General features: G+C 61.8%; 26 protein-coding genes. 14 read left to right on the forward strand and 12 right to left on the reverse strand.

What is annotated here, in order from left to right:
* Position 1 precedes the first annotated feature (1 nt).
* A complete protein-coding gene (locus DT068_RS23555) occupies positions 2 to 760 on the forward strand; it encodes a class II aldolase/adducin family protein (protein ID WP_119392345.1) in 759 nt (252 codons plus the stop codon).
* A 6-nt stretch (positions 761 to 766) separates the two neighbouring features.
* Here the strand turns inward: DT068_RS23555 and DT068_RS23560 are convergent, their stop codons facing one another.
* Positions 767 to 1,177: a DUF2000 family protein gene (locus DT068_RS23560; RefSeq protein WP_119392346.1), complete on the reverse strand. Its 411-nt coding sequence runs from the start codon at positions 1,175 to 1,177 to the stop codon at positions 767 to 769.
* On the opposite strand from DT068_RS23560, the gene DT068_RS23565 reads away from it, so the two are divergent.
* Both DT068_RS23565 and DT068_RS23570 read left to right on the forward strand, forming a co-directional pair.
* The gene (locus DT068_RS23565; protein WP_119392347.1) at positions 1,176 to 2,027 is read left to right on the forward strand and encodes an AraC family transcriptional regulator; all 852 of its coding nucleotides are present in this window, start codon (positions 1,176 to 1,178) and stop codon (positions 2,025 to 2,027) included. The two genes, DT068_RS23560 and DT068_RS23565, sit on opposite strands and share 2 nt — an antisense overlap.
* A 70-nt stretch (positions 2,028 to 2,097) precedes the next feature.
* Complete coding sequence (locus tag DT068_RS23570) at positions 2,098 to 3,054, forward strand: DMT family transporter (RefSeq protein ID WP_119392348.1); 957 nt, start codon at positions 2,098 to 2,100, stop codon at positions 3,052 to 3,054.
* Positions 3,055 to 3,348: 294 nt separating this feature from the next.
* On the opposite strand, the gene DT068_RS23575 is transcribed toward DT068_RS23570, so the two are convergent.
* Positions 3,349 to 4,119: a DUF2182 domain-containing protein gene (locus DT068_RS23575; protein ID WP_119392349.1), complete on the reverse strand. Its 771-nt coding sequence runs from the start codon at positions 4,117 to 4,119 to the stop codon at positions 3,349 to 3,351.
* 9 nt (positions 4,120 to 4,128) lie between these two features.
* On the reverse strand, positions 4,129 to 4,728 hold the full coding sequence (locus DT068_RS23580; RefSeq protein ID WP_119392350.1) for a DUF1326 domain-containing protein: 600 nt from the start codon (positions 4,726 to 4,728) through the stop codon (positions 4,129 to 4,131).
* A gap of 138 nt (positions 4,729 to 4,866) precedes the next feature.
* On the opposite strand from DT068_RS23580, the gene DT068_RS23585 reads away from it, so the two are divergent.
* Positions 4,867 to 5,184 carry an ArsR/SmtB family transcription factor gene (locus DT068_RS23585; RefSeq protein WP_119392351.1) on the forward strand — a complete coding sequence of 106 codons (318 nt, stop codon included), beginning with the start codon at positions 4,867 to 4,869 and terminating at the stop codon, positions 5,182 to 5,184.
* A gap of 23 nt (positions 5,185 to 5,207) precedes the next feature.
* Positions 5,208 to 5,648, forward strand: coding sequence for an SRPBCC family protein (locus DT068_RS23590; protein WP_438816453.1), 441 nt, complete (start codon positions 5,208 to 5,210; stop codon positions 5,646 to 5,648).
* A gap of 37 nt (positions 5,649 to 5,685) precedes the next feature.
* Here DT068_RS23590 and DT068_RS28180 read toward each other — a convergent pair whose 3' ends face one another.
* Complete coding sequence (locus tag DT068_RS28180; protein WP_162914407.1) at positions 5,686 to 5,985, reverse strand: hypothetical protein; 300 nt, start codon at positions 5,983 to 5,985, stop codon at positions 5,686 to 5,688.
* Between the two features lie 144 nt (positions 5,986 to 6,129).
* Complete coding sequence (locus tag DT068_RS23595; protein WP_119392352.1) at positions 6,130 to 6,753, reverse strand: helix-turn-helix domain-containing protein; 624 nt, start codon at positions 6,751 to 6,753, stop codon at positions 6,130 to 6,132.
* A 144-nt stretch (positions 6,754 to 6,897) separates the two neighbouring features.
* Here DT068_RS23595 and DT068_RS23600 point away from each other — a divergent pair, with 144 nt between their 5' ends.
* From DT068_RS23600 to DT068_RS23630, 7 genes are read left to right on the forward strand one after another with little or no spacing between them, the layout of a single operon-like run.
* Positions 6,898 to 7,239 carry a 2Fe-2S iron-sulfur cluster-binding protein gene (locus DT068_RS23600; RefSeq protein ID WP_368905090.1) on the forward strand — a complete coding sequence of 114 codons (342 nt, stop codon included), beginning with the start codon at positions 6,898 to 6,900 and terminating at the stop codon, positions 7,237 to 7,239.
* Positions 7,240 to 7,251: 12 nt separating this feature from the next.
* A complete protein-coding gene (gene cysG, locus DT068_RS23605) occupies positions 7,252 to 8,667 on the forward strand; it encodes a siroheme synthase CysG (protein ID WP_119392354.1) in 1,416 nt (471 codons plus the stop codon).
* The gene (locus tag DT068_RS23610) at positions 8,664 to 9,011 is read left to right on the forward strand and encodes a DUF2849 domain-containing protein (protein ID WP_119392355.1); all 348 of its coding nucleotides are present in this window, start codon (positions 8,664 to 8,666) and stop codon (positions 9,009 to 9,011) included. The genes cysG and DT068_RS23610 overlap by 4 nt, the downstream gene beginning before the upstream one ends.
* A 2-nt stretch (positions 9,012 to 9,013) precedes the next feature.
* Positions 9,014 to 10,669, forward strand: a complete 1,656-nt coding sequence (locus DT068_RS23615) for a nitrite/sulfite reductase (RefSeq protein ID WP_119392356.1) — start codon at positions 9,014 to 9,016, stop codon at positions 10,667 to 10,669.
* On the forward strand, positions 10,656 to 11,186 hold the full coding sequence (locus tag DT068_RS23620; protein ID WP_162914408.1) for a DUF934 domain-containing protein: 531 nt from the start codon (positions 10,656 to 10,658) through the stop codon (positions 11,184 to 11,186). Before DT068_RS23615 ends, DT068_RS23620 begins: the two co-directional genes overlap by 14 nt.
* A gap of 8 nt (positions 11,187 to 11,194) precedes the next feature.
* Positions 11,195 to 11,902, forward strand: a complete 708-nt coding sequence (locus DT068_RS23625) for a phosphoadenylyl-sulfate reductase (RefSeq protein ID WP_119392358.1) — start codon at positions 11,195 to 11,197, stop codon at positions 11,900 to 11,902.
* A gap of 55 nt (positions 11,903 to 11,957) precedes the next feature.
* Complete coding sequence (locus tag DT068_RS23630; RefSeq protein ID WP_368905092.1) at positions 11,958 to 12,806, forward strand: sulfite exporter TauE/SafE family protein; 849 nt, start codon at positions 11,958 to 11,960, stop codon at positions 12,804 to 12,806.
* 3 nt (positions 12,807 to 12,809) lie between these two features.
* Here the strand turns inward: DT068_RS23630 and metZ are convergent, their stop codons facing one another.
* From metZ to gmd, 4 genes are all read right to left on the reverse strand, one after another.
* Positions 12,810 to 14,009 (reverse strand): O-succinylhomoserine sulfhydrylase, encoded by a 1,200-nt coding sequence (gene metZ, locus DT068_RS23635; RefSeq protein WP_119392360.1) that lies wholly within the window; start codon positions 14,007 to 14,009, stop codon positions 12,810 to 12,812.
* Positions 14,009 to 14,410 carry a rhodanese-like domain-containing protein gene (locus tag DT068_RS23640; protein ID WP_119392361.1) on the reverse strand — a complete coding sequence of 134 codons (402 nt, stop codon included), beginning with the start codon at positions 14,408 to 14,410 and terminating at the stop codon, positions 14,009 to 14,011. Before DT068_RS23640 ends, metZ begins: the two co-directional genes overlap by 1 nt.
* Positions 14,411 to 14,503: 93 nt before the next feature.
* Complete coding sequence (gene fcl / locus DT068_RS23645) at positions 14,504 to 15,451, reverse strand: GDP-L-fucose synthase (protein WP_119392362.1); 948 nt, start codon at positions 15,449 to 15,451, stop codon at positions 14,504 to 14,506.
* Positions 15,448 to 16,518: a GDP-mannose 4,6-dehydratase gene (gmd, locus tag DT068_RS23650; RefSeq protein WP_119392363.1), complete on the reverse strand. Its 1,071-nt coding sequence runs from the start codon at positions 16,516 to 16,518 to the stop codon at positions 15,448 to 15,450. Before gmd ends, fcl begins: the two co-directional genes overlap by 4 nt.
* A gap of 194 nt (positions 16,519 to 16,712) precedes the next feature.
* Between gmd and DT068_RS23655 the strand changes: the two genes are divergently transcribed.
* Complete coding sequence (locus DT068_RS23655; RefSeq protein ID WP_119392364.1) at positions 16,713 to 19,172, forward strand: GcvT family protein; 2,460 nt, start codon at positions 16,713 to 16,715, stop codon at positions 19,170 to 19,172.
* Here DT068_RS23655 and DT068_RS23660 read toward each other — a convergent pair.
* The 3 genes from DT068_RS23660 to DT068_RS23670 are packed head-to-tail and all read right to left on the reverse strand — an operon-like array spanning position 19,162 to position 20,805.
* Positions 19,162 to 19,695: a hypothetical protein gene (locus tag DT068_RS23660; protein ID WP_119392365.1), complete on the reverse strand. Its 534-nt coding sequence runs from the start codon at positions 19,693 to 19,695 to the stop codon at positions 19,162 to 19,164. The two genes, DT068_RS23655 and DT068_RS23660, sit on opposite strands and share 11 nt — an antisense overlap.
* A gap of 6 nt (positions 19,696 to 19,701) precedes the next feature.
* Positions 19,702 to 20,379: a hypothetical protein gene (locus DT068_RS23665; RefSeq protein WP_119392366.1), complete on the reverse strand. Its 678-nt coding sequence runs from the start codon at positions 20,377 to 20,379 to the stop codon at positions 19,702 to 19,704.
* Between the two features lie 3 nt (positions 20,380 to 20,382).
* Positions 20,383 to 20,805 (reverse strand): hypothetical protein, encoded by a 423-nt coding sequence (locus tag DT068_RS23670; RefSeq protein ID WP_119392367.1) that lies wholly within the window; start codon positions 20,803 to 20,805, stop codon positions 20,383 to 20,385.
* A 147-nt stretch (positions 20,806 to 20,952) separates the two neighbouring features.
* On the opposite strand from DT068_RS23670, the gene DT068_RS23675 reads away from it, so the two are divergent.
* On the forward strand, positions 20,953 to 21,618 hold the full coding sequence (locus tag DT068_RS23675; RefSeq protein WP_119392368.1) for a peroxiredoxin: 666 nt from the start codon (positions 20,953 to 20,955) through the stop codon (positions 21,616 to 21,618).
* Positions 21,619 to 21,812: the final 194 nt, after the last annotated feature.

Consider the following 21,812-nt stretch of genomic DNA (forward strand, 5'->3'; position numbering starts at 1 on the left):
AATGACATCGGTGACCAAGCTCAAGACCAAGACATCGGAAGAACAGCAGCTGCGCATCGATCTGGCTGCCGTGTTCCGCCTGGCCGAGCATTTCAACTGGCATGAGGCGGTCGCCAATCATTTCAGCCTTGCCGTGTCGCCCGACGGCAAGCAGTTCCTCATGAACCCCAAATGGAAACACTTCTCCGGCATCAAGGCCTCCGACCTCCTGCTGCTCGACGCCGACGATGCGGAGGCGATGAAGCGCCCCGACGCGCCGGATGAGACCGCCTGGTGCATTCACGGCCGCATGCATGCGCTGGTTCCCTCGGCGCGCTGCGTGCTCCACGTCCATCCAGTCTATGCGACGGCGCTTGCCGGCCTCGCCGATCCCGAGATCAAGCCGATCGATCAGAACACGGCGCGCTTCTACAAGCGGGTCGCCTATGATCTGGGCTATGAGGGCATGGCCAATTCCGATGCCGAAGGCAATCGGCTGGCGGCCCTTCTCGGCAACCACAAGACCATGATGATGGGCAATCACGGCGTGCTGATCGCGGCGGCGAGCGTCGCCGAAGCTTTCGACGAGCTCTATTATCTCGAGCGCGCCTGCCAGACCCTGATGCTTGCTTATGCGTCGGGCCAGAAGCTCAACATCATGAGCGACAAGGTGGCCGAGCAGACGGCGCGCGACTGGGATCTCTATGCCGACTCGGCCTTTGCCCATTTCGCCGAGATGAAGAAGGTGCTCGACCGCAAGGATCCTTCTTACGCGGAATAGCCCGGATCAGGCATGTAGCTTCAGGCCCTTGGTGATCTTGTCGACGATCCGGCGTTCGGCATGGACGGCGAAGCCTGCGATATCGAGATCTTGCGTTGCAACCGCGGCAACCGCAGCGCGGTTGTCGATGTCGTTGTAGGTCGTGAACAGGTCCATCGTATAGATTGACGCCGTGACACTGCGCTCGCACGCCCGCCGCAAGGTTTTCGTGAGCTTCTCGGCCGTTGCTGTGAAGATCAGGATCGGCTGGCGCACCAGCGGTCCGTAGCCGAGGCCCGAAGCATCCCGGTAGCGCTCGCCCACGAGCTCGGGGTAGACTCCGGTAAGCCCGCCCGCGAGGAAGGCGGTGACATTGAGCTTCTGCCAGCCGGCGAGGTCTTCACGCACGGCGATGGCGATCTTGGTGGTGAAAGTCATGACCGGAATTCTAGATCCTGGCACCGATAAGCGTCTTGAACGATCGTGCGGCCGCGACTGGATCCGGCGCGCACCGGCCGAGCCGGGCATCGAGCGGATCGAAGCTTTCTTCACCGGCCATGCCTATGATCCGCATCGCCATGACACCTATGCGATCGGCTTCACGGTCAGCGGCGTCCAGTCCTTCGACTATCGCGGCAGCCGCGCCGACAGCCGACGAGGCAATGTCATCGTCCTCCATCCGGACGAAGTTCACGACGGGCGGGCCGGCGTCGAGCAGGGTTTTCGCTATCGCATGATCTATATCGAGCCGCGCCTCATTGCCGAAGCGCTCGCAGACAAGACCAATGCCCTGCCCTTCATGCGCTCTGCCATATCCTCCGATCCGCGGCTGCTGCGGGGCGTCAGCCGGGCGCTCATCGATCTCGACCGCCTTTATGAACCGCTGGAGCGCGACAGGATATTGACGGGAATTGCCGATGCGCTGCTGGCGCTCGACACTTCGTTGCCGTCGCGCGGGTCACTGGCGGTCTCGGCCACTGCCGTGGACCGGGCGCGCGCTTTTCTCGATGCGCATTTTACCCGCACCGTAGCTTCCGAGGAGCTCGAAGCCATCACCGGCCTTGACCGCTATGGCCTCGCCCGCCATTTCCGCGCCCGGCTGGGCACCAGCCCCTACCGCTATCTCACCATGCGGCGCCTGGGTCGCGCGAAAGCGGATATTGCCGCCGGCCGGCCCCTCGCCGAAGCGGCATTCGTCGCGGGCTTCGCCGATCAGAGCCACATGACACGCCAGTTCAAGCAGGCATTTGGATTGACACCCGGGCGCTGGCAGGCCATTTGCCACTGACCCTCTCCCGCGTCGGGCCTGTTGTGCCGATGCCGCGAACAGACAAGCGGCGGCGCATGGATCTCACCGCATGAACCGCTGGACCGCCAACCACAATCTGATGGGCATTGCTTCGCTTTGCCTCGGAGTCCTGATCTTTTCGACGCAGGACGCGATCATCAAGGCGGTGAGTGCGGATTACGCCGTTACCCAGGCGATCGTCACACGCTCGAGTGTGGCCTTTCCCATCCTCCTGATGTTCGTTCACTGGGAGGGTGGCATCCGCCAAATCCTCTCGCCACGCTTCTGGGCTTTGAGCTTTCGCGGGCTTATCCTTCTCGTCGCCTATACGTCCTACTATCTGGCTTTCCCCGCTCTGCCGCTGGCCGAGGCGATCGTGCTGTTCTTCACCGCGCCTTTCCTCGTGACGTTCCTGGCTTCACCCATCCTGGGCGAGCGCGTGCAGCTCAAGGCGGTGATCGCGCTCTTCGTCGGTTTCGCCGGCGTGCTGGTGATCCTGAAGCCCGGCTTCGGTTTTTTCGAGCCTGCCGCTTTGCTCAGTCTCCTGAGCGCCACCACCTATGCGTTGGCGATGCTGTTCGCCCGCAAGCTCGGCGTGTCGGAGCCCGCTTCCGTCATGGCCTTCTACCAGAACTGGGTCTATCTGCTCGGCGCCGCCCTGATGGCGATCACTTTCCATCTCACGGGCCTGACGACGGCCGATCATCCGAGCCTGGCCTTCCTGGTCCGGCCGTGGTCATGGCCCGACGCATTGAGTCTCGTGATGATGGCGGCCTGCGGGGTGATCGCGGCTGTCGCCATGTCGCTCCTCACCCAGGCCTATCGCATGGCCGATGCGAGCCTCGTCACGGTCTTCGAATATACCGGCATGATCTGGGGCCCTTTGTGGGGATTTCTTTTCTTCGCCGAGGTGCCGCCCTTGACCACATTGCTCGGCATGCTGCTCATCATGGCGGCGGGCCTCATCGTTCTCGTCCGGCCGCGCCAGCCGCGTCCGGCAACTGCCGATGCCGGCCTGGCCGAGTAACGGGCTGGCGGACTGTCATTTCGCTTAAAGCGCCATTCATCGCGGCTTCAGCCGGTAGCCCCTATGCTTCCTCGCTCATGGGGGCTGACTGGATCTGGAATAGGAGGACGCCATGCGTCCTGTCGAAACCGTTCTGTATGGTCTGGTGATCGGCGTCGTTTTTGCCGCCATCCTCAATGTGATGGCAGTGGCCTTCTAACGTTGAAGATTATAGAAGACCGAAGCCTTGCGCAGCAGGCCCGCCTCGTTTCCAGAACAGCTGTTCTGATACCTTGGGCACGCCAGCCCGGCTTGTCAATTTCCGGCCTGCGGCCAGATGAGCGTGGCGGCGAGCCATGCCGCCCACAGGATCAGCAGGACACCGGTGAATTGATGCAGACGCCACCGGGCCGGGATCAGCTTCTCGATCAGCACATAGAGCGCGAGGCCGCCAATCCAGTTCGCCTCCATCACGCCACCATAGAACAGCAGCAGCATCAGCGGCCCACAGCAACCGGTGCAGTAGAGTCCGTGGCGAAGGCCGCGTTCGAATGAGGCGGCGCGGCCGGCGCGCCATTCTCCGGGACGGAACGGGATCGGCGACTGGCATTTCACCAGGCAGGCCTGCTTGGCCGGAGTCAGCTGATAGAGGCCGGCGATAAGCAGCAGCAGGACGCCGATGATCTTGCTGGTGATCGCCATCATCATGGTCATCTGTATCGCCTGCCCCGCGGCGACGTTGACAAAAGTTGCCAGCAAGGCGAAGGCCGACCAGACAGTTGCATAGCCAAACGCAAAAGCGACCTGCAATGCCGTCGCACTTTCGCTCGGCGACCATTTGCGCGCGATTGCCGCATCGGTGAGAAGCGCCGGCACCGCCGTCGGCAGCATCATCGCCATCATCATGGTCCACCACATGATGAAGATGAGCGTGGAATAGAGAAGCTGCCCGGCGGCCAGATCGGTCATCATAACCTGGTCGCCCGACCATTGCATCGCCGGAACGCAGAGTCCCACCACGATGGCGAGGCTCGCGATCGTGACAAGTCGCTGATGCTGATAGAGGGCGGCGAAGAATCCGCTCATCTCGTGTTGCTAATGCACGACGCCTTGGCCGGTGATGTGGATCATGGCGAGATGCGCATGCCGTCCCGCCCAGTCGAGCGCGATCTTACCCTGTGTCCTGGTGGTGCTGCTCGCATATTCGGCCGTCGAATATTCGAAGCCCTTCGGCAGTGTGATGGTCGCGCGATGCACCGCCCCCGTCATCGGATTGCGGATCGGCTCGGCCTTGGAATCGACCACGCCCTCGACCTTGAAATGGCCGGTCGCTTTCGCGACATCGGCCGTGAAGGTGATGGGTTTGAACAAGGGCTCATGCACCTTTTCGACCATCGAGGCGAATACCTGGAAATAGGTGGCGCCGGGGACGCTGTCCTGTCCCGACAGGATGGCCAGCAAGGCCTCGCGCTGCTCGGGGCCGGCTTTCTCATCGACGACTGGCTGGACCTGACCACGGCCTTCATGGATAGGCCCGGGCCAGGCAAATACCCCGGCCCAGCAAAGCCCGTCGAGTTTCACCTTCCCGTAATGGCCCTCGTCGATCCGCATCGCGACGCTCGCGGTGCAATTGCCTTGAGTGGGAAGCGCGTTGAACTGGCACGGGCAGCCATAAGCGCAATTGCAAGTCGCGATCTGCGGACCGCGGACCGCGGATCATCCAGCTGATCATGGATTCCTCCTGCAGGCCCCCAACGCCCACCCTATCAAATCCGGTCGGCCTGCGTAACAATTCTTGCTTGACAACATATAAGTATATACTTACGGTAAGTTATGACTAACAGCTTACTGGCTCTGACAACACTTGCCGACCCAACCCGACGCTTGATTTTCCAGCGCCTGGCAACCGGTCCTCAACCCGTGGGTGCTTTGGCCAGGGATCTCCCGGTCAGCCGCCCTGCCGTATCCCAGCATCTGGCGGTTCTCAAATCGGCCGGCCTGGTCACCGACAGGGCCGAGGGCTCGCGCCGCATCTACCGCATCGACCCTCATGGCCTCGCCACCATTCGCATCTGGCTTGATCAGTTCTGGAGCGTATCCCTGCAGAATTATGCGGATGAGTTTTCGCAAGACGAGGAAGCCGCACCATGAACCGGTAAATCTCCCCTGCCCCCGTGCGCAAGACGGTCGAAGTGAAGGCCACGCCCGAACGCGCCTTCGACGTCTTCACCGCCGGCATGGGACGCTGGTGGGCCAAGAGCCATTCGATCGGCTCCTCGCCGCAGCAGGACGTCATCATCGAGCCACGCGTCGGCGGACGCTGGTTCGAGCGCGGCACCGACGGCACCGAATGCCAATGGGGCCATGTCATTCACTGGGAGCCGCCACACCGCATCGTTCTCGCCTGGCAGCTCAATGCCGAATGGCGTTTCGACGCGAATCTCGTCACCGAGCTTGATATCCGCTTCATCGAGATCGGTCACGGCATGATCCGTATCGAACTCGAGCACCGCAATCTCGAGCGGTTCGGTGACAAGGCAGCTGAGGTTCGTTCGGCGCTCGACAGCGAGGGCGGTTGGCAGGGGCTGCTCGCGGCCTATACAGCCGTCATCTAGCCATTCGATCCGCAGCTAAATTTCACGGGGACGAGCTTCAGCACAGGAACACATTGAAGCAATAGCCTCTTGTCCCAAATTGATCGTAGCAGGGAACGACACCGTTGCTTACGGCATAGCCTTGCGCCCGGGCTTGTCGCCATCTTTGCCAGGCCGTGCTTTGCGTCGCGAACGGCCCTACCCGTTGCGCGCATTGCTGCACAGAATGAAGCCGCTTTTGTGCGGTTATCCCGGGACTTCCTGGTTCGGCCGAAGTCACGGCGATGGCCGCGTTGCTTCCAAAAAACAGCGCCGTGACCAGTGCAGTCGCGGCAAACATCTCGATTGCCTTGCGCATGTATACACTCCTGTTCCGGTTTAGAACGGCGTCTCACCCTACTCCTCGGATGACGATCGCGATGTGAGAAATGGCACTACGGGCGCACGGACACGACGCCGTGGCCCGGAAATGACCATACCTCCGAGGAGAAAAAGCGCGGCGCTAGCCCCGCGGCGTGTCAGCTGCCATCTGGCGCAGGACGAGCACCATGGTCGCGTGCGCATAGTCGGTGCCCGGATTGGACAGGCGGTGCGGGCGGTCGCCGCGGAAACGGATGGATTCCCCCGTCCGCACAAGACGAGTCTCGCCATCGCAGGTCACGTCGAGTTCGCCCTTGAGCAGGTAGAGATGTTCGACCGTTCCCGGGGGATGCGGCTCGGATTCGAGCACCCCGCCCGGCCGCGCCTGGAAATCATACCATTGCACCTGCTCGACCAGATTGAGGGGCCCGGCAATGGCCAGCCGGCACAACCCGTCCTGACTCTCGAGGATCGGCACGCCCGACTTGCTCTGGAACTCGATGAAGTTAGGCTCGTCGTCGTGCTTGAGAACCTCATCGATCGTGGTGTCGAGCGCCCGGGAAAGCCGGTAAACGGTGCCAATTGTAGGATTAGTTTCATTGCGCTCGATCTGCGAGATGATCGATTTGGCGACTCCCGAATGCTCGGAAAGCTCCCCCAACGACATATTGTAGGCCTTGCGAAGCCTTTGAATTGTCTTGCCAAGTGAGGGAGTTAGGTCGACGAGCTGGGCATCACCTGATTTGCGCCCTCGGCGCGTTGACATTCCGACGTTCCTTCTATAGAACAGCTGTTCGTAATAACGAACGTTCGGATTGTCGAACAGCGTATTTGCTCTTTTACCGCCAGATTTCCTTACGAATCAACAGGAATCTGACAGAACGAGCGCCAACGCTCCGAAAATCCGATCGTGCTGATAGACGAACGGTTGACATCAATGGGCGTTATTCGCGTTACCGACCTGGACGGCAGGCACCACGAGCTCGACGCGGTCGAGGGCTGGCGGATCATGGAGATCATCCGTGAGCACGGCTTCGAGGCGGGCGGCCTGTGCGGGGGCGCCTGCGCCTGCGCGACCTGCCATGTCGAGGTCTCGGACAGCTGGGCGCCGAAGCTGCACCCGGCGCGCGACGACGAAGAAGCCATGCTGGATGAGGTGCCGGTGCTGACGGCGACATCGCGGCTCTCCTGCCAGATCATCTACACGCCCGAACTTGACGGGCTTTCAGTCAAGCTTGTGCCCCAGGCTTGAGGAGTTCGACCCATGCGTTACTTCCCTCTCTTTCTCGATCTCGATGATCGCAAGGCCGTCGTCATTGGCGGCAATGAGGAAGCTTTGCGCAAAGTCCGCCTTCTCCTGAAGACCCAGGCCAGGATCAATGTCATCGCCGCAGCGCTTCATGACGAGCTTCTGAGCTACCTGAAGGAAGGCCGCATCGCCTGGGCGGCGAAGAGCTTTTCTCCCGGCCTCCTCGATGACGCAGCCCTCGTCTATTCCGCCGAAGAATCGTTGCATGACGAGGTCTCGGCGGCAGCCCGCTCGCGGGGCATTCCGGTCAATACGATCGATGATGCCGCCCTTTCCACCTTCATCACGCCCTCGATCGTCGATCGCGATCCCGTCGTGGTCGCCATCGGCACCGAAGGCACTTCCCCGGTGCTGGGCATGGGCCTGCGCAGCAAGATCGAGGCCCTGCTGCCGCAGGCCTTGGGATCGCTCGCCGTCGCCGCCAGCCACCTGCGCGATCGGGTCGCCGACACGGTGCCGCAGGGCAATCGCCGCCGCTCTTTCTGGCAGCGTTATTTCTTCGGCTCGATCCGCCAGTCATTCCTGGCGGGTGACGCCAAAACCTATTCCCGCGAGCTCGAGGCTGCGCTGATTGATGACTCCTCCCCGTCGGTCGGCCGCGTCTCGCTCGTGGGTGCAGGACCGGGCGATCCGGAACTCCTCACGCTCAAAGCCCAACGCAAGCTGCAGGAAGCAGATGTCATCGTCTATGACCGCCTCATCGGTCCGGGCATTCTCGAGCTCGCGCGTCGCGATGCGGTGCGCATTCCGGTCGGCAAGAAGCCTTTCGAGCCTTCGCCCAGGCAGTCCGACATCAACGCCATCCTGATCCGCGAAGCCAAGGCCGGCCGCCATGTCGTGCGCCTCAAGGGCGGCGATCCTTATGTCTTCGGCCGCGGCGGCGAGGAACAGGCGGCCCTGATTGCCGAAGGCATTGCAGTCGACATCGTGCCGGGCATCACCGCGGCCCTCGGCTGCGCCGCCTCGATCGGCCTGCCGGTGACGCAACGCGGCCAGAACCGCTCGATCACGCTTCTGACCGGCGCTTCGGAAGACGGGCTCGCCCAGCATGACTGGGCCGCCCTCGCCAAGCCCGGCCAGGCTTTCGCCATCTATATGGGCGTCAACGCCGCCGGCGATATTTCGGCACAGCTTCTCGATGCCGGCATCGATCACCGGACTCCGGTCACGATCGTCGAAAACGGCACGCTCGCCAATGAACGGGTGATGATGTGTAGCATCGGCTCACTGTGGGAAACCCTCGCCCTTAACGGGGTCGAAGGTCCCGCCATCATCTATGTCGGCCTCAAACCTGCACAGACCTCCGCCGACATCCTCCCATTCCCTGCCCGCGACGATACCGGGCCCCAAATTCTAAGAGCAGTCTCATGACCATCAATTCCACCGAAAAGGGCAAGATCCTCACCGCCAACCGCCTGCGCGACGGCGAAGTTGTTTTCCTCACTCATTCAGGCCTTTGGAGCGAGAATATCGACGGCGCGGTGCTCGCTACCGAGCCCCAGGCCCAGGCCGCGCTCGAAGCGCGCGGCAAGGATGACGAGCGCGCCAATCTGGTGACGGGCGTCTATTCCTTCGACGCCGAGCGCCGCGAAGGCCATGTCTTTGCTTCACACATCAAGGAGCGCATCCGGTCGCTGGGACCGACGGTGCGCGCCGATCTCGGCAAGCAGGCCGAAGGCAGGGGCGGCCATTTCGCCGCCCTGCAGGGAGTTTGACTATGTATCGTTATGATGAGTTCGACCGCCAGTTCGTGACCGAGCGCGTCGCGCAATTCCGCGACCAGGCGAGCCGCCGCCTTTCAGGTGCGCTGACGGAAGACGAGTTCCGCCCCTTGCGTCTCATGAACGGGCTCTATCTGCAGCTCCACGCCTATATGCTGCGGATTGCCGTTCCCTATGGCACGCTGTCATCGCGCCAGCTCAACACGCTGGCATTCATCGCCGAGAAATGGGACCGCGGCTACGGCCATTTCACCACGCGGCAGAACATCCAGTTCAACTGGATCAAGCTCGAGGACACGGCCGACATATTGAGCAAGCTTGCCGAAGTCGAGATGCATGCCATCCAGACCTCGGGCAACTGCATACGCAATGTGACGACCGATCAGTGGGCCGGTGCCGCCGCCGACGAGATCGCCGATCCTCGTCCGGTGGGCGAGCTCGTACGCCAGTGGTCGAGCCTTCATCCCGAATTCTCTTACCTGCCGCGCAAGTTCAAGATCGCCGTCACCGGCGCCCCGAATGACCGCGCTGCGGTGAAGGTGCATGACATCGGCCTGCGCCTTCATCTCAACGACAAGGGCGAGCGCGGCTGGGAAGTGCTGGTCGGCGGCGGCCTCGGCCGCACGCCGGTGATCGGCGTCACGGTGCGCGATTTCCTGCCCGAGCATGAGCTCATCGCCTATCTCGAGGCGATCATGCGCGTCTACAATCTCTATGGACGGCGCGACAACAAATACAAGGCGCGCATCAAGATCCTGGTGCATGAGCTCGGCGCCGACAAGTTCCGCGCCGAGGTCGAGGCCGAATATGCGCGCCGGCCCCATGCCGACACGAAGGTGGAGGAGCGCGAATTGCAGCGCATCTCCGCCTATTTCGCCCCGCCCAAATTCGAGAAGTTGCCGCGCTGGTCGGCAACTTTCGAGGAGGCGCGCGCCAGGAACAAGGAATTCGCCGCCTGGGTGAAGACCAATGTCGCCGCCCATCGCATCGATGGCTATGCGATCGCCAATGTTTCGCTGAAGCCCGAGGGCGGCATCCCGGGCGATGCGACGGCCGATCAGATGCGCGTCGTTGCCGATCTGGCGCAGCGCTATGCCTTCGATGAGATCCGCGTCAGCCATCATCAGAATCTCGTTCTGCCGCATGTCCGCCGCGACGACCTCTTCGCGATCTGGAAGGTCCTCAACGCCAACGGGCTCGCGGCATCGAATATCGGGCTTGCCGGCGACATCATCGCCTGCCCCGGCCTCGATTATTGCTCGCTGGCCACCGCCCGCTCGATCCCGATCGCGCAGTCGATCTCGCGCCGCTTCGCCGACTTGAACCGCCAGCATGAGATTGGCCCGCTGCGCATCAATATCTCGGGATGCATCAATGCCTGCGGCCACCACCATGTCGGCCATATCGGCATCCTTGGCCTCGATAAGAAGGGCGAGGAATATTACCAGATCACGCTTGGCGGCTCGTCCTCGGAGAGTGCCTCGATCGGCACCATCCTGGGCCCGGGCTTCGCCGGCGAGGACGTGCCCGATGCCATCGAGAAGATCGTCAACACCTATCTTGCCCATCGCCAGCCCGGCGAGGAATTCCTGGCCGCCTATCGCAGGCTGGGGGCCCAGCCCTTCAAGGAGGCGCTCTATGCCGCTGCTTAAGAACGGTTCGATCATTTCCGACGACTGGATCACCATCGGCCTGGAGGATCCCAGGCCGGAAAGCGGCGACATCGTCGTTCCCTATGCGCGCCTCTTGAAGGAATGGGAAAGCCTCACCGACCATGACGGCCGGCTTGGCGTCATCTTCACCAATATCGATCGCGTCGAGGCGCTGACCCTCTTCCTGCCGCGCCTCGCTCTGATCGTGCTGCCCTTCCCCTCCTTCACCGACGGCCGCGCCTATTCTCTCGCCCGCCAGATCCGCGAGATCGGCTACACCCGTGAATTGCGTGCCGCCGGCAATGTTCTGCCGGATCAGGTGCAGTTCATGCTGCAGGTCGGTTTCGATTCATTCGAGATCGGCGACCGCTTCTCCGCCGATATCTGGCTGAAGGCGTCGCGCCAGATGTCGCTTGCCTATCAGCGCGGCCTGTTCCGGCCCCTGGGCCAGCAGGAAGTGTGGAGTGAACGTCATCGTGAAGCCGAGCCCTGGCTCGAACAGCCGCATGCCGGGTGAACCCAATCGTGTATGAACAAATCATCAAGCGCCTGAGCTTCTTCGACGGCATCGATATCCTCGAGCCGCTGATCAAGACCCATTTCCGCGACCGCATCGCCCTCGTATCGTCCTTCGGCGCGGAATCGGCTGTGCTCCTTCACATGGCGGCCCAGGTCGACCGCGACATCCCGGTGATCTTCCTCGACACCCAGAAGCTGTTCTGGGAAACGATCGCCTACCGCTCCAAGCTCGTCGATCTCCTGGGCCTCACCAATATCCGCATCTTCAAGCCGGATGAGGACAGCGTGCGCCTGCTCGATCCCAACGGTGAGTTGCACAAGACCGATCCCGACATGTGCTGCAGCATCCGCAAGACGCAGCCGCTGCAGGAGGCGCTGTCGGGCTATGATGCCTGGATCTCCGGGCGCAAGCGCTATCATGGCGGCGGACGTGCCAACCTCGCGACCCTCGAAGAGGCAGATGGCCGGCTCAAGGTCGAGCCTCTGGCGCGCTTCACCGCGGCCGATCTCAAGGCCTATATGGATCACTACCAGCTCCCGGCGCATCCTCTCGTCGCCGAGGGCTACCGCTCGATCGGCTGCATTCCCTGCACCGTCAAGGGCGGCACCAGCGACAATCCGCGCGCCGGCCGCTGGGCCGGTCAGAACAAGGAGGAATGCGGCATCCACTGGACGGTGAATGGCCAGCCGGTGCGGCTGGCGAAAAGCAACTGACACGGCGCCAGGCATCGGGGAACCGATGCGCAAAAGATAACTTGAGAGGGAAGCGGTGCCTGAGTTGACCGAATTCTGGATATTTCTGTGCGTGGGTTTCGCCGCCCAGCTGATCGATGGCGCGCTGGGCATGGGCTACGGCGTGATCTCATCCGTCGTGCTGCTGGCGAGCGGCGTACCCCCGGCCCACACATCGGCCAGCGTCCATGCGGCCAAGCTCTTCACCACCGCAGCTTCCGGCGCCTCGCATCTGCTGCATGGCAATGTCAATCGCCGTCTTTTCTGGCTGCTCGCCATCGCCGGATGCATCGGCGGCGTCGCCGGGGCGTTCTTCCTGACCCAGATGCCGGGCAAGCTCATCAGGCCTTATGTCTTCGGCTACCTGCTTATCATGGGCCTGCTCATCCTTTGGCGATGCCTGAGGCAAGGCAAGGAGCGCCATGTCATGCCTGGCGCCTTTGTCGCGCCGCTCGGCGGTGTCGGCGGTTTTCTCGATGCGGTCGGCGGCGGCGGCTGGGGACCGGTGGTCACGTCGAGCCTGATCGGCGCCGGCGCGCAGCCGCGCCAGGTCGTCGGCACCGTCAATGCGGCCGAATTCGTGGTGACCTGCGCCGTCGTCGCGGCTTTCGTGACCACCCTGCTCACCGGCATCTGGAGCGAAGGCAAGGGCCTTGCCGATCACATCCTGCCGGTGGCGGGTCTCGTTTTGGGCGGCCTGCCTGCCGCCGCTGTCGCCGGCTTCCTCGTCAAGCGTGCCCCGCGCAGGCCGCTGACCTTCGCTGTCGCCTTGCTCGTGATCACGCTGTCGTCCTACGAGCTCATATGCGCGAGCGACATCTTCGCGCCCGAGAACACCGCCCAGGAAACGGTGAGCAAACCTTCTCTTGCCGAGATAACGAAATAGCGGCTAGGCGGCGATCGCCTGCCTGAGATCGCCGATCACGTCCTCGGCGTCTTCGAGCCCTACCGAGAGTCTCAGCATGCCGTCGCTGATGCCCATGGCGGCGCGCGCCTCCGCACCGATATTGCGATGGGTGGTGGTCGCCGGATGCGTCATCAGCGATTTGGCATCGCCCAGATTGTTGGAAATGTCGATGAGCTCGAGATGGCGCAGCACGTCGAAGGCCTTGGCCTTGCCGCCCTCGACCTCGAAGGTCACCATGGTGCCGCCGGCTTCCATCTGGCGCTTGCACAGAGCCGCCTGTGGATGGCTGTCGAGATGCGGATAGATCACCCGCGTGACCCCCTTCATGCCGAGCAATGCCTCAGCGACGCCCCGCGCCGACTGCGACTGATGCAGCACGCGCAGTTTCAGGGTTTCGAGGCCTTTCAGCAGGATCCAGGCATTGAAGGGCGAAATCGAAGGGCCGGTGTGCCGCAGGAACGGCTTGAGCAGCTCCTCCTTGAACTTGCGGGTCGACAGGATGGCGCCGCCCAGCACCCTGCCCTGCCCGTCAATGTGCTTGGTGCCGGAATAGACGACGACATCGGCGCCATAGCTCAAGGGCTTCTGCAGGATCGGGGTGGCGAACACATTGTCGACCACGATCGAGGCGCCGACACGCCTGGCGATCTCGCATACCGCGGCGAGATCGATCACTTCCAGCGTCGGGTTGGACGGCGTCTCGAGGAAAACGCATTTCGTGTCCGGCGTGATTGCCTGCTTCCAGGCCGCGAGGTCGGAGCCGTCGACCAGCGTGTAGCGGATGCCGAAGCGCGGCAGGATATTGGTGACGATCTGGTAGCATGAGCCGAACAGCGCCTTCGAGGCCACCAGATGATCGCCGGCCCTGAGCTGGCAGGCGAGCGCGCCGAACACCGACGCCATGCCGGAAGCGAGCGCATAGCAGGCTTCCGCACCTTCCAGCAGCCTGAGGCGCTCCTCGAACATCGATACGGTGGGATTGCCGTAGCGGCCATAGACATAGCCGTCATCCTCGCCGGCGAAGCGCTTCTCGGCGGTTTCCGGCTCGTCATAGACGAAGCCCGAATTGAGGAAGAGCGCTTCCGAGGTCTCGCCATGGGGCGAGCGGTCGAGGCCGCCCCGCACCAGCTTGGTGTTCTCGCCCCAGCGCGCGGGGGAAGAGGATTTGACGTCTTTTTTCATCAGCTTTGGATCCAGGGCAGCCCGGCCGCCTTCCAGCCGCCGACGGTGCCGCGATGGCCCTGGCCGTCGCGGTCGCCTTCGAAGCCTTGCGCCACATTCCAGCAGTTGGTGAAGCCGGCCTTGGTGAGGGCGGTCGCGGCATTGGCCGAGCGCGCGCCCGAGCGGCAGATGCACAGGATTTCAGCGTCCTTGCCGATGCCTGAGTCCTCGATCTGCTTCACGAAGTCACCATTGACCTGCATCTGCGGATAGGCCTGCCAGGACAGCCGGATCAGCCGGTCGACCGCCGGCACGCCGACAAAGGCCCATTCGGGCTCGGTCCTGACATCGATCAGCACGGCATTGGAATTTGAGGCCAGCCGCTTGTGGGCCTCGGCCGGGGGGATATCGCCCTTATACATGCAAAAACCAGTCTGTTCTGAATTCCGAACACTTCTTAGTGGAAAGCCTGGCTATGGGAAAGTGGTAAAGTGGCGCGGGATCAGGGGTGATTGTCAGCGGACATTGCGCTGGAACCAGTCATAGCTGGTCGCCAGCCCAGCCTCGAGGCTGGTCGAGGCCCGCCAGCCGAGCCCTGTCAGCGCCGAGACATCCAGCAATTTCCGGGGTGTGCCGTCAGGCTTGCTTGCATCGAAAGCGAGCTTACCCGTGAAGCCGACCGTCCGGCAGATCTGTTGGGCCAGCTCCGCGATCGTCAGGTCCTGGCCCGTCCCGACATTGATGGGCCTCTCGGCCGAATAATGCCGCATGAGGAAGACGAGCGCGTCGGCGAGGTCATCGACATGGAGAAACTCGCGCCTTGGCTTCCCGCTGCCCCAGACTTCGACCGTGCCTGCCCCGGTGCGCTTGGCTTCATGGGTCTTGCGGATCAGCGCGGGCACGACATGGCTGGTGGAAAGATCGAAATTGTCCTCCGGCCCATAGAGATTGGCAGGGATAGCTGAAATGAAATCGGCCCCATGCTGGCGGCGATAGGCTTCGCACAATTTGATGCCGGCGATCTTGGCGACAGCATACCATTGATTGGTCGGCTCGAGCGCTGCGGTCAGAAGCATGTCCTCGCTGATCGGTTGCGGCGCCAATTTGGGATAGATGCAGGATGATCCGAGGAACAGGAGCTTGGCGACACCCGCCTCATGCGCCGCCCTTATCAGGTTCGCCTCGATCAGGAGATTGTCATAGAGGAAGTCGACCGGCCGGCTGTCATTGGCGAGAATGCCGCCCACCGTCGCCGCGCATACGAATACCGCATTAGGGCGATTGCGCTTGATCCACGCCTCGACTTCGAGCTGGCGCCGCAGATCAAGCTCGGCGCGCCCGGCGGTCAGGATCGCGCAGTCTTCACGGGCCAGCCGGCGCAGGACGGCGCTTCCCACCATGCCGCGATGCCCCGCCACGAAGACGCGCTTGTCCCGGAGATCGAATGTCGGGTTCCCGCTCATGAATAGGTTTCGTCCCGGTATTCGCGCGCCACCGTCTTGAGGTCGGCAGCCACCATTTCCGCGATCATCGCCTCGAAGCTCGTCACATGCGCCCAGCCGAGCTTCTGCCGGGCCTTGCTCGCATCGCCGACCAGCAGATCGACTTCCGCGGGACGGAAATAGCGCGGATCGATCCGCACCAATATCTGCCCGCTCTTCGCATCGCGGCCGGTTTCATCGACGCCGCCGCCGTCCCAGACGATCTTGCGGCCCGTCTGGGCGAAAGCCAGCTCGATGAGAAAGCGCACTGAATGCTTGCGCCCGGTGGCCAGAACATAATCGTCGGGCGTCGCCTGCTGGAGCATCCGCCACATGCCTTCGACATAGTCGCGGGCATGTCCCCAGTCCCGCTCGGCGTCGAGATTGCCGACGGCCAGCGATGCGATGAAGCCGTGTTCGATGGCGGCAACGCCGCGCGTCACCTTGCGGGTGACGAAGGTTTCGCCGCGCAGCGGGCTTTCATGATTGAAGAGAATGCCGTTCGAGGCATGGAAACCATAGGCCTCGCGATAATTCACGGTCGTCCAGTAACCATAGAGCTTGGCGATGCCATAGGGGCTGCGCGGCCGGAACGGCGTCTTCTCGTTCTGGGGAGCCTCGATCGCATTGCCATAGAGCTCCGAAGTGGCCGCCTGATAGAAGCGCGCCGTCCGCTCGAGCCGCAAAAGGCGCATCGCCTCGAGCAGCCGCAAGGTTCCGATCGCGTTCACATCGGCCGTATATTCCGGCATCTCGAAGGACACGCGCACATGGCTTTGGCCGGCGAGATTGTAGATCTCGTCGGGTCGGATCTCGGCAAGGAGGCGCACCAGATTGGTCGTGTCCGTCATGTCGCCATGATGGAGATGGAAAGGCATGCCGGTTTCCGCGGCAGCCCGCAGGAAACGGTCGATCCGCCCGGTATTGAAGGACGACGACCGCCGCTTGATGCCATGGACCTCATAGCCCTTGGTCAGCAATAGCTCAATGAGATAGGCGCCGTCTTGTCCGGTGGCGCCGGTGATGAAGGCGATCTTTCTGTCGGTCATGCGCGGATGCGAACCCCGGGCGGGCGAATTCTATGAATGTTTCCGGTACTGTAGCAGCCTGTCCTAGGCCCGCAACCCGGAGCGCCGCTGGTGAGATTCTGCCGCAGCCCCTCGAAAAGGACTAACCTTCATTTTCCGGACTTACCCCGTTAGGGTGCCGCCCCGAGTCTTCCCCTAGCCCCGCAGGTTCCTCCATGTCGAAATCCCTCCCCGCCCGCGCCGATGTCGTCATTGTCGGGGGCGGCATCGTCGGCACGTCGATCGCCTATCACCTGGCCAAGCTCGGCATCAAGAACACCGTATTGCTGGAGCGCAAGCAGCTCACCTGCGGCACCACCTGGCATGCGGCGGGTCTCGTCGGTCAGCTGCGCGCCTCGCGCAACCTGACCGAGCTTGCCAAATACACGACCGGCCTGTTCGAGGGGCTGGAGAAGGAAACCGGCCAGGCCACCGGCTTCAAGCAGAACGGCTCGGTATCCGTCGCCTTGACCGAAGGCCGGCTCGAGGAGCTGACGCGCGGCGCCTCGATGGCCAAGAGCTTCGGCCTCGAGGTGAATGTGATTTCGGTGGACGAGATCCAGGAGCGTCTGCCCCACTATAATCTGAAAGGCGCCGTGGGCGGCGTGTTCCTGCCCAAGGATGGCCAGGTCAACCCGATCGACGTCACCCAGGCGCTGGCCGCCGGCGCCCGCATGAACGGCGCCAGGATATTCGAGAACAGCAAGGTCACCCGCATCCTGGTGAAGGACGGCAAGGCCATTGGCGTCGAGACCACCGATGGCACGATCCGTGCCGACAAGGTCGTCATTGCCGCCGGCATGTGGTCGCGCGAGATCGGCCGTTCCATCGGCGTCAACATCCCGCTGCATGCGGCCGAGCATTTCTATATCGTCACCGAGCCGATCGAGGAATTGCCGCGCAATATGCCGGTGGTGCGCGTGCCGGATGAATGCACCTATTACAAGGAAGATGCCGGCAAGCTGCTGATCGGCGCCTTCGAGCCTGTCGCCAAGCCCTGGGGCACCGACGGCATCGCCGAAGATCATTCCTTCGAGACGCTGCCCGAGGACATGGATCATTTCGAGCCCATCCTCAATGATGCCGTGCAGCGCGTGCCCTTGCTCGAGACGGCGGGCATCGCCCTCTTCTTCAATGGGCCCGAGAGCTTCACGCCCGACGATCGCTATTATCTGGGCGAGGCGCCCGAGGTTAAGGACCTCTATGTCGCGACCGGCTTCAACTCGATCGGCATCCAGTCATCGGGCGGCGCCGGCCTCGTTTTGTCGCAATGGATCAAGAACGGCCATCCGCCGATGGATGTGAACGGTGTCGATATCCGCCGCATCCATCCCTTCCAGTCGGTCCGCAAATATGTGCATGACCGCACCGTCGAAAGCCTTGGCCTCCTCTATGCGATGCACTGGCCCTACCGCCAGGTCGAGACGGCGCGCGGCGTCAGGCGCTCCGCCATTCATGACAAGCTCGTCTCCTTCGGCGCCTGCATGGGTGAAGTGAATGGCTGGGAGCGGCCCAACTGGTATGCGCCGCGCGGCGTGGAGCCCAAATACGAATATTCCTATGGCCGGCAGAACTGGTGGCCCTATGCCGATGCCGAAGCCAAGGCGCTTCAGTCGAAGGTCGCTTTCTTCGACCAGTCGAGCTTCTCCAAATATCTCGTCCAGGGCAAGGACGCGGTGAAGGTCCTGAACAAGATCTCGGCCAACGACGTCGATGTCGAGGATGGCCGCATCGTCTATACGCAATGGTGCAACGACCGCGGCGGCATCGAGGCCGACCTCACCGTCACAAGGCTGGCCTCCGACAAGTTCATGATCGTCACCGGCTGCGCTCCGCAGACCCGCGATTTCGCCTGGCTCAAGGCGAATACGCCGGACGATGCGCAGTGCATCGCGACCGATGTCACATCCGGCCTGCCGATGTTCGCGCTGATGGGGCCCAACAGCCGCCCGCTGCTGCAGAAGCTCTCTGGCATGGATTTGTCCACTGAGGCCTTCCCCTTCGGAACATCGAAGGAGATGGAGATCGGCTATGCCCGCGTCCATGCAAGCCGCATCACCTATGTCGGCGAGCTCGGCTGGGAGCTCTATATCCCGACCGAATTCGCGAGCCATGTCTTCGAGCGCATCCTCGAAGCGGGCGCCGATTTCGGCCTGACGCTGGCCGGCATGCATACGATGAACAATTGCCGGGTCGAGAAGGCCTATCGCCATTGGGGCCACGATATTTCCGACGAGGACACGCCGGTCGAGGCCGGCCTCGGCTTCGTCGTCGCCTGGGACAAGAAAGGCGGCTTCATCGGCAAGAAGGCGCTGGCCAAGCAGCGCGAGCGCAAGGTCCAGCCCAAGCGCATGGTGTGCCTGGCGCTTGCCGATGGCAGCGACAAGGCGCCCTTGATGTATCACGAGGAGCCGATCTATCGCGATGGCGTCATCGTCGGCTCGACCACCTCGGGCGCCTGGGGGCACCGCATCAACGCCTCCCTCGGCATGGGCTATGTGAAGCACGAGGCGGGGGTCAGCAAGGAATGGATCGAGGCCGGAAAATGGGAAGTCGAGATCGCCTGGCAGCGCCATCCCGCCAATGTGCAACTGCAGAGCTTCTATGATCCCAAGGGCGAAAGGATCAAGGCCTGAGTTGGCCTCTGCCGTAGTTTATAAAATCAAACTCTACACCGCGCTTCCGTAACTCAATGGCCTGTCGTCCGGCATACCAGCCATTTTCAAGGAGGGTCAGCGTCCTTTTGACTTTGCGAAAAAGGCCACGAGCATCCTTGATGAAAGCTTCATCCTTGTATCGATGTTTTCCATCCTTGATGCCGCCGGTCGCAAAGAAACACATTCTGTTGTGGCAAATGAGCTTGCCATCAAAAAAGCAGCGCCCATATTCGAGCACGTAACCAATCATCGGATCGAGTAGATAATATCCCTGAGTCTCGATGTATTTCAGACCTGTCCGCCCCTCGTCTCCGGGGCGCACAAGCATCAAAAAGAGCATTGATTGGCCCTTCTGTATCGGTGGCACTGCCTCGGACAGAGAAACATTCGGTGAATAGAGGGTTTGATAGATAAATCGAAACCGACCATCCTTCTTTATGACCTCTTCCACGGATTCCACATCTTCTGGTCCAAGAAAGTAGCTGAACTGTGAGCTTAACATGAGTGCTTACCCTGTTCGCATGCTGCGCGCAGCTTGGCCCAACTTCTTCCCGTCCGCTCCATATTCCTTGATCGTGTCGGCATAGGTCTCGAATTGATCGCGCAGCTTGAGCCGGCGCGACTGGGCGGCGGTGATGAGCGTGATATGCGGCGAGCGATCAAGCTCGCCGGCCATGTTCCAGCAATCCTCTTCCGCGGTGATCCAGTCTTCGGGCCGGTAGGCGCCGACGTCGAAGGGCCGTGACACGCGTCTCAGGCTCTTCTTCGGTCCCAGTATGTATTCGTGGAAATAGGACATGGCGAGCTCGCGCGGCGTGCGATAGACGGGATCGCGCCATCTGAGCCAGATGGAGTTGCTCTTGGAGATGGCGCCCCAGTAGCGGCCGCGCTTGAACAGCGCCAGCACGTGGTCGTCATCGCCATCCGCCTGGAAATCCATGAGAAGTGCCGGCGCACCCCGCAGCATGAGGGCGCAGGCGGCGACAAAGGCGCCCTCGATGCAATGGCAGCAATTCTTGCGCAGCGCAACGCGCACCGAATAGCAGGTATCGCCATCGGGCTCGGCATTGCTCGCCATGCCGGTGATGAAATCCTGGATGATCTCCGGCGTCTTCAGCTTGCTGAAGATCTCCGTCTCCTGCCGCGTCAGGCCGATCTCGCGGGCGAGCCGCCGGTCAAACCCCATCTCCTAAAATCCGTCGCGGTTTACCGAGTAATCGCGCCGCGCCGAGAAGATCGAGATCGTAAAACCCGCGACCACATCGATGAAAGCCATTACGGTAAGAATCAGGAAAGATGCCGTGCCGAAAAGCGGAACAAGAAGAAAGACAACCAGGGCGATGACGAAGGTGACAGTCGAAAGCATATGGTCGACGACCGTGCCTGGCCCCAGCCTTGCTGCTTTGATGACTTCGAAGAAAAATGCAACCAGCCCCAGAAGCACCAGAACATCGCCGAAAGTCAGGAAAAATTCGGCTTCGGAGGGCAGCGTCGTATCATAAAAGAGAGAACCCGATGAAAGGTTGGGATTCACAGCCAGCGCCGTGTAAATGAAAGCCGCATAGACGACCATAACGACGGCGATGAGCGGAACAGCCAGGATGAAGCGCATGAGAATTCCTCTTCTTCTTCTCAAACTGAACTGATTTGCACATGGAAGAAACCCATCTTATTTTACCGATGAGGGGTCCTCACATTGTTCTTTATTACGAACAAACGTTCGGCTATAAAGACGAAAAGAGCGCAAACGGAGGTTAGCATGGCACTTCAACTTGGCGATGTCGCGCCGGATTTCGAAGCGGACACTACGGAAGGCCGCGTCAAATTCCACGATTATATCGGCAATGGCTGGGTGGTCTTCTTCTCGCATCCGAAGGATTTCACCCCCGTCTGCACCACCGAGCTCGGCGCCATGGCGCGCATGAAGCATGAATTCGACAAGCGCAACACCAAGCTCATCGGCATCTCGGTCGATTCCGTCGAGGACCATCAGCGCTGGAAGAACGACATCAAGGACGTGACCGGTGCTGCGGTAAGCTATCCGATGATCGGCGATCCCGATCTCACCGTGGCCAAGCTCTATGGCATGATCCATCCCAATGCGACCGGTAACGCCAAGGGCCGCACCGCCGCCGACAATGCGACGGTACGCAATGTCTTCGTCATCGGTCCCGACAAGAAGATCAAGCTCATCATCACCTATCCGATGTCGACGGGGCGCAATTTCGATGAGGTGCTGCGCGTCATCGACTCGCTCCAGCTCACCGCGACCAAATCCGTCGCGACCCCTGCCAACTGGAAGCAAGGCGAAGACGTCATCATCCTCGCCTCGGTTTCCGATGAGGCCGCCAAGGAGAAATTCCCCGGCGGCTGGAAAACCCTCAAGCCCTATCTGAGGCTCGTCCCGCAGCCAGGTGCGAAATAGATCTCCCTGGACGGCCACCTTCCAAGCCCGGCGCACGCGCCGGGCTTTTTTCATGGCTAGACTAGAGCCTTGCGGTTGCGGACTGAACCGTGCGATTTGGAAAATTCCACGGTGGACTGATGCGTGCTGCCGCTGACCGAAGTGTTTCGCAAGGCGTGAGGGCCGCCGGACAGCCCCTTGCAATCATGGGCCAG

The organism is Taklimakanibacter lacteus (assembly GCA_003576695.1).
Lineage (GTDB): Bacteria > Pseudomonadota > Alphaproteobacteria > Rhizobiales > Aestuariivirgaceae > Taklimakanibacter > Taklimakanibacter lacteus.

Coding starts and splice junctions, on each gene's coding strand:
- DT068_RS23555 (WP_119392345.1), top strand. CDS start 2: ATGACATCGGTGACCAAGCTCAAGACCAAGACATCGGAAGAACAGCAG.
- DT068_RS23565 (WP_119392347.1), top strand. CDS start 1,176: ATGACCGGAATTCTAGATCCTGGCACCGATAAGCGTCTTGAACGATCG.
- DT068_RS23560 (WP_119392346.1), bottom strand. CDS start 1,177: ATGACTTTCACCACCAAGATCGCCATCGCCGTGCGTGAAGACCTCGCC.
- DT068_RS23570 (WP_119392348.1), top strand. CDS start 2,098: ATGAACCGCTGGACCGCCAACCACAATCTGATGGGCATTGCTTCGCTT.
- DT068_RS23575 (WP_119392349.1), bottom strand. CDS start 4,119: ATGAGCGGATTCTTCGCCGCCCTCTATCAGCATCAGCGACTTGTCACG.
- DT068_RS23585 (WP_119392351.1), top strand. CDS start 4,867: ATGACTAACAGCTTACTGGCTCTGACAACACTTGCCGACCCAACCCGA.
- DT068_RS28180 (WP_162914407.1), bottom strand. CDS start 5,985: ATGCGCAAGGCAATCGAGATGTTTGCCGCGACTGCACTGGTCACGGCG.
- DT068_RS23595 (WP_119392352.1), bottom strand. CDS start 6,753: ATGTCAACGCGCCGAGGGCGCAAATCAGGTGATGCCCAGCTCGTCGAC.
- cysG (WP_119392354.1), top strand. CDS start 7,252: ATGCGTTACTTCCCTCTCTTTCTCGATCTCGATGATCGCAAGGCCGTC.
- DT068_RS23610 (WP_119392355.1), top strand. CDS start 8,664: ATGACCATCAATTCCACCGAAAAGGGCAAGATCCTCACCGCCAACCGC.
- DT068_RS23615 (WP_119392356.1), top strand. CDS start 9,014: ATGTATCGTTATGATGAGTTCGACCGCCAGTTCGTGACCGAGCGCGTC.
- DT068_RS23620 (WP_162914408.1), top strand. CDS start 10,656: ATGCCGCTGCTTAAGAACGGTTCGATCATTTCCGACGACTGGATCACC.
- metZ (WP_119392360.1), bottom strand. CDS start 14,009: ATGAAAAAAGACGTCAAATCCTCTTCCCCCGCGCGCTGGGGCGAGAAC.
- DT068_RS23640 (WP_119392361.1), bottom strand. CDS start 14,410: ATGTATAAGGGCGATATCCCCCCGGCCGAGGCCCACAAGCGGCTGGCC.
- fcl (WP_119392362.1), bottom strand. CDS start 15,451: ATGAGCGGGAACCCGACATTCGATCTCCGGGACAAGCGCGTCTTCGTG.
- gmd (WP_119392363.1), bottom strand. CDS start 16,518: ATGACCGACAGAAAGATCGCCTTCATCACCGGCGCCACCGGACAAGAC.
- DT068_RS23655 (WP_119392364.1), top strand. CDS start 16,713: ATGTCGAAATCCCTCCCCGCCCGCGCCGATGTCGTCATTGTCGGGGGC.
- DT068_RS23660 (WP_119392365.1), bottom strand. CDS start 19,695: ATGTTAAGCTCACAGTTCAGCTACTTTCTTGGACCAGAAGATGTGGAA.
- DT068_RS23665 (WP_119392366.1), bottom strand. CDS start 20,379: ATGGGGTTTGACCGGCGGCTCGCCCGCGAGATCGGCCTGACGCGGCAG.
- DT068_RS23670 (WP_119392367.1), bottom strand. CDS start 20,805: ATGCGCTTCATCCTGGCTGTTCCGCTCATCGCCGTCGTTATGGTCGTC.
- DT068_RS23675 (WP_119392368.1), top strand. CDS start 20,953: ATGGCACTTCAACTTGGCGATGTCGCGCCGGATTTCGAAGCGGACACT.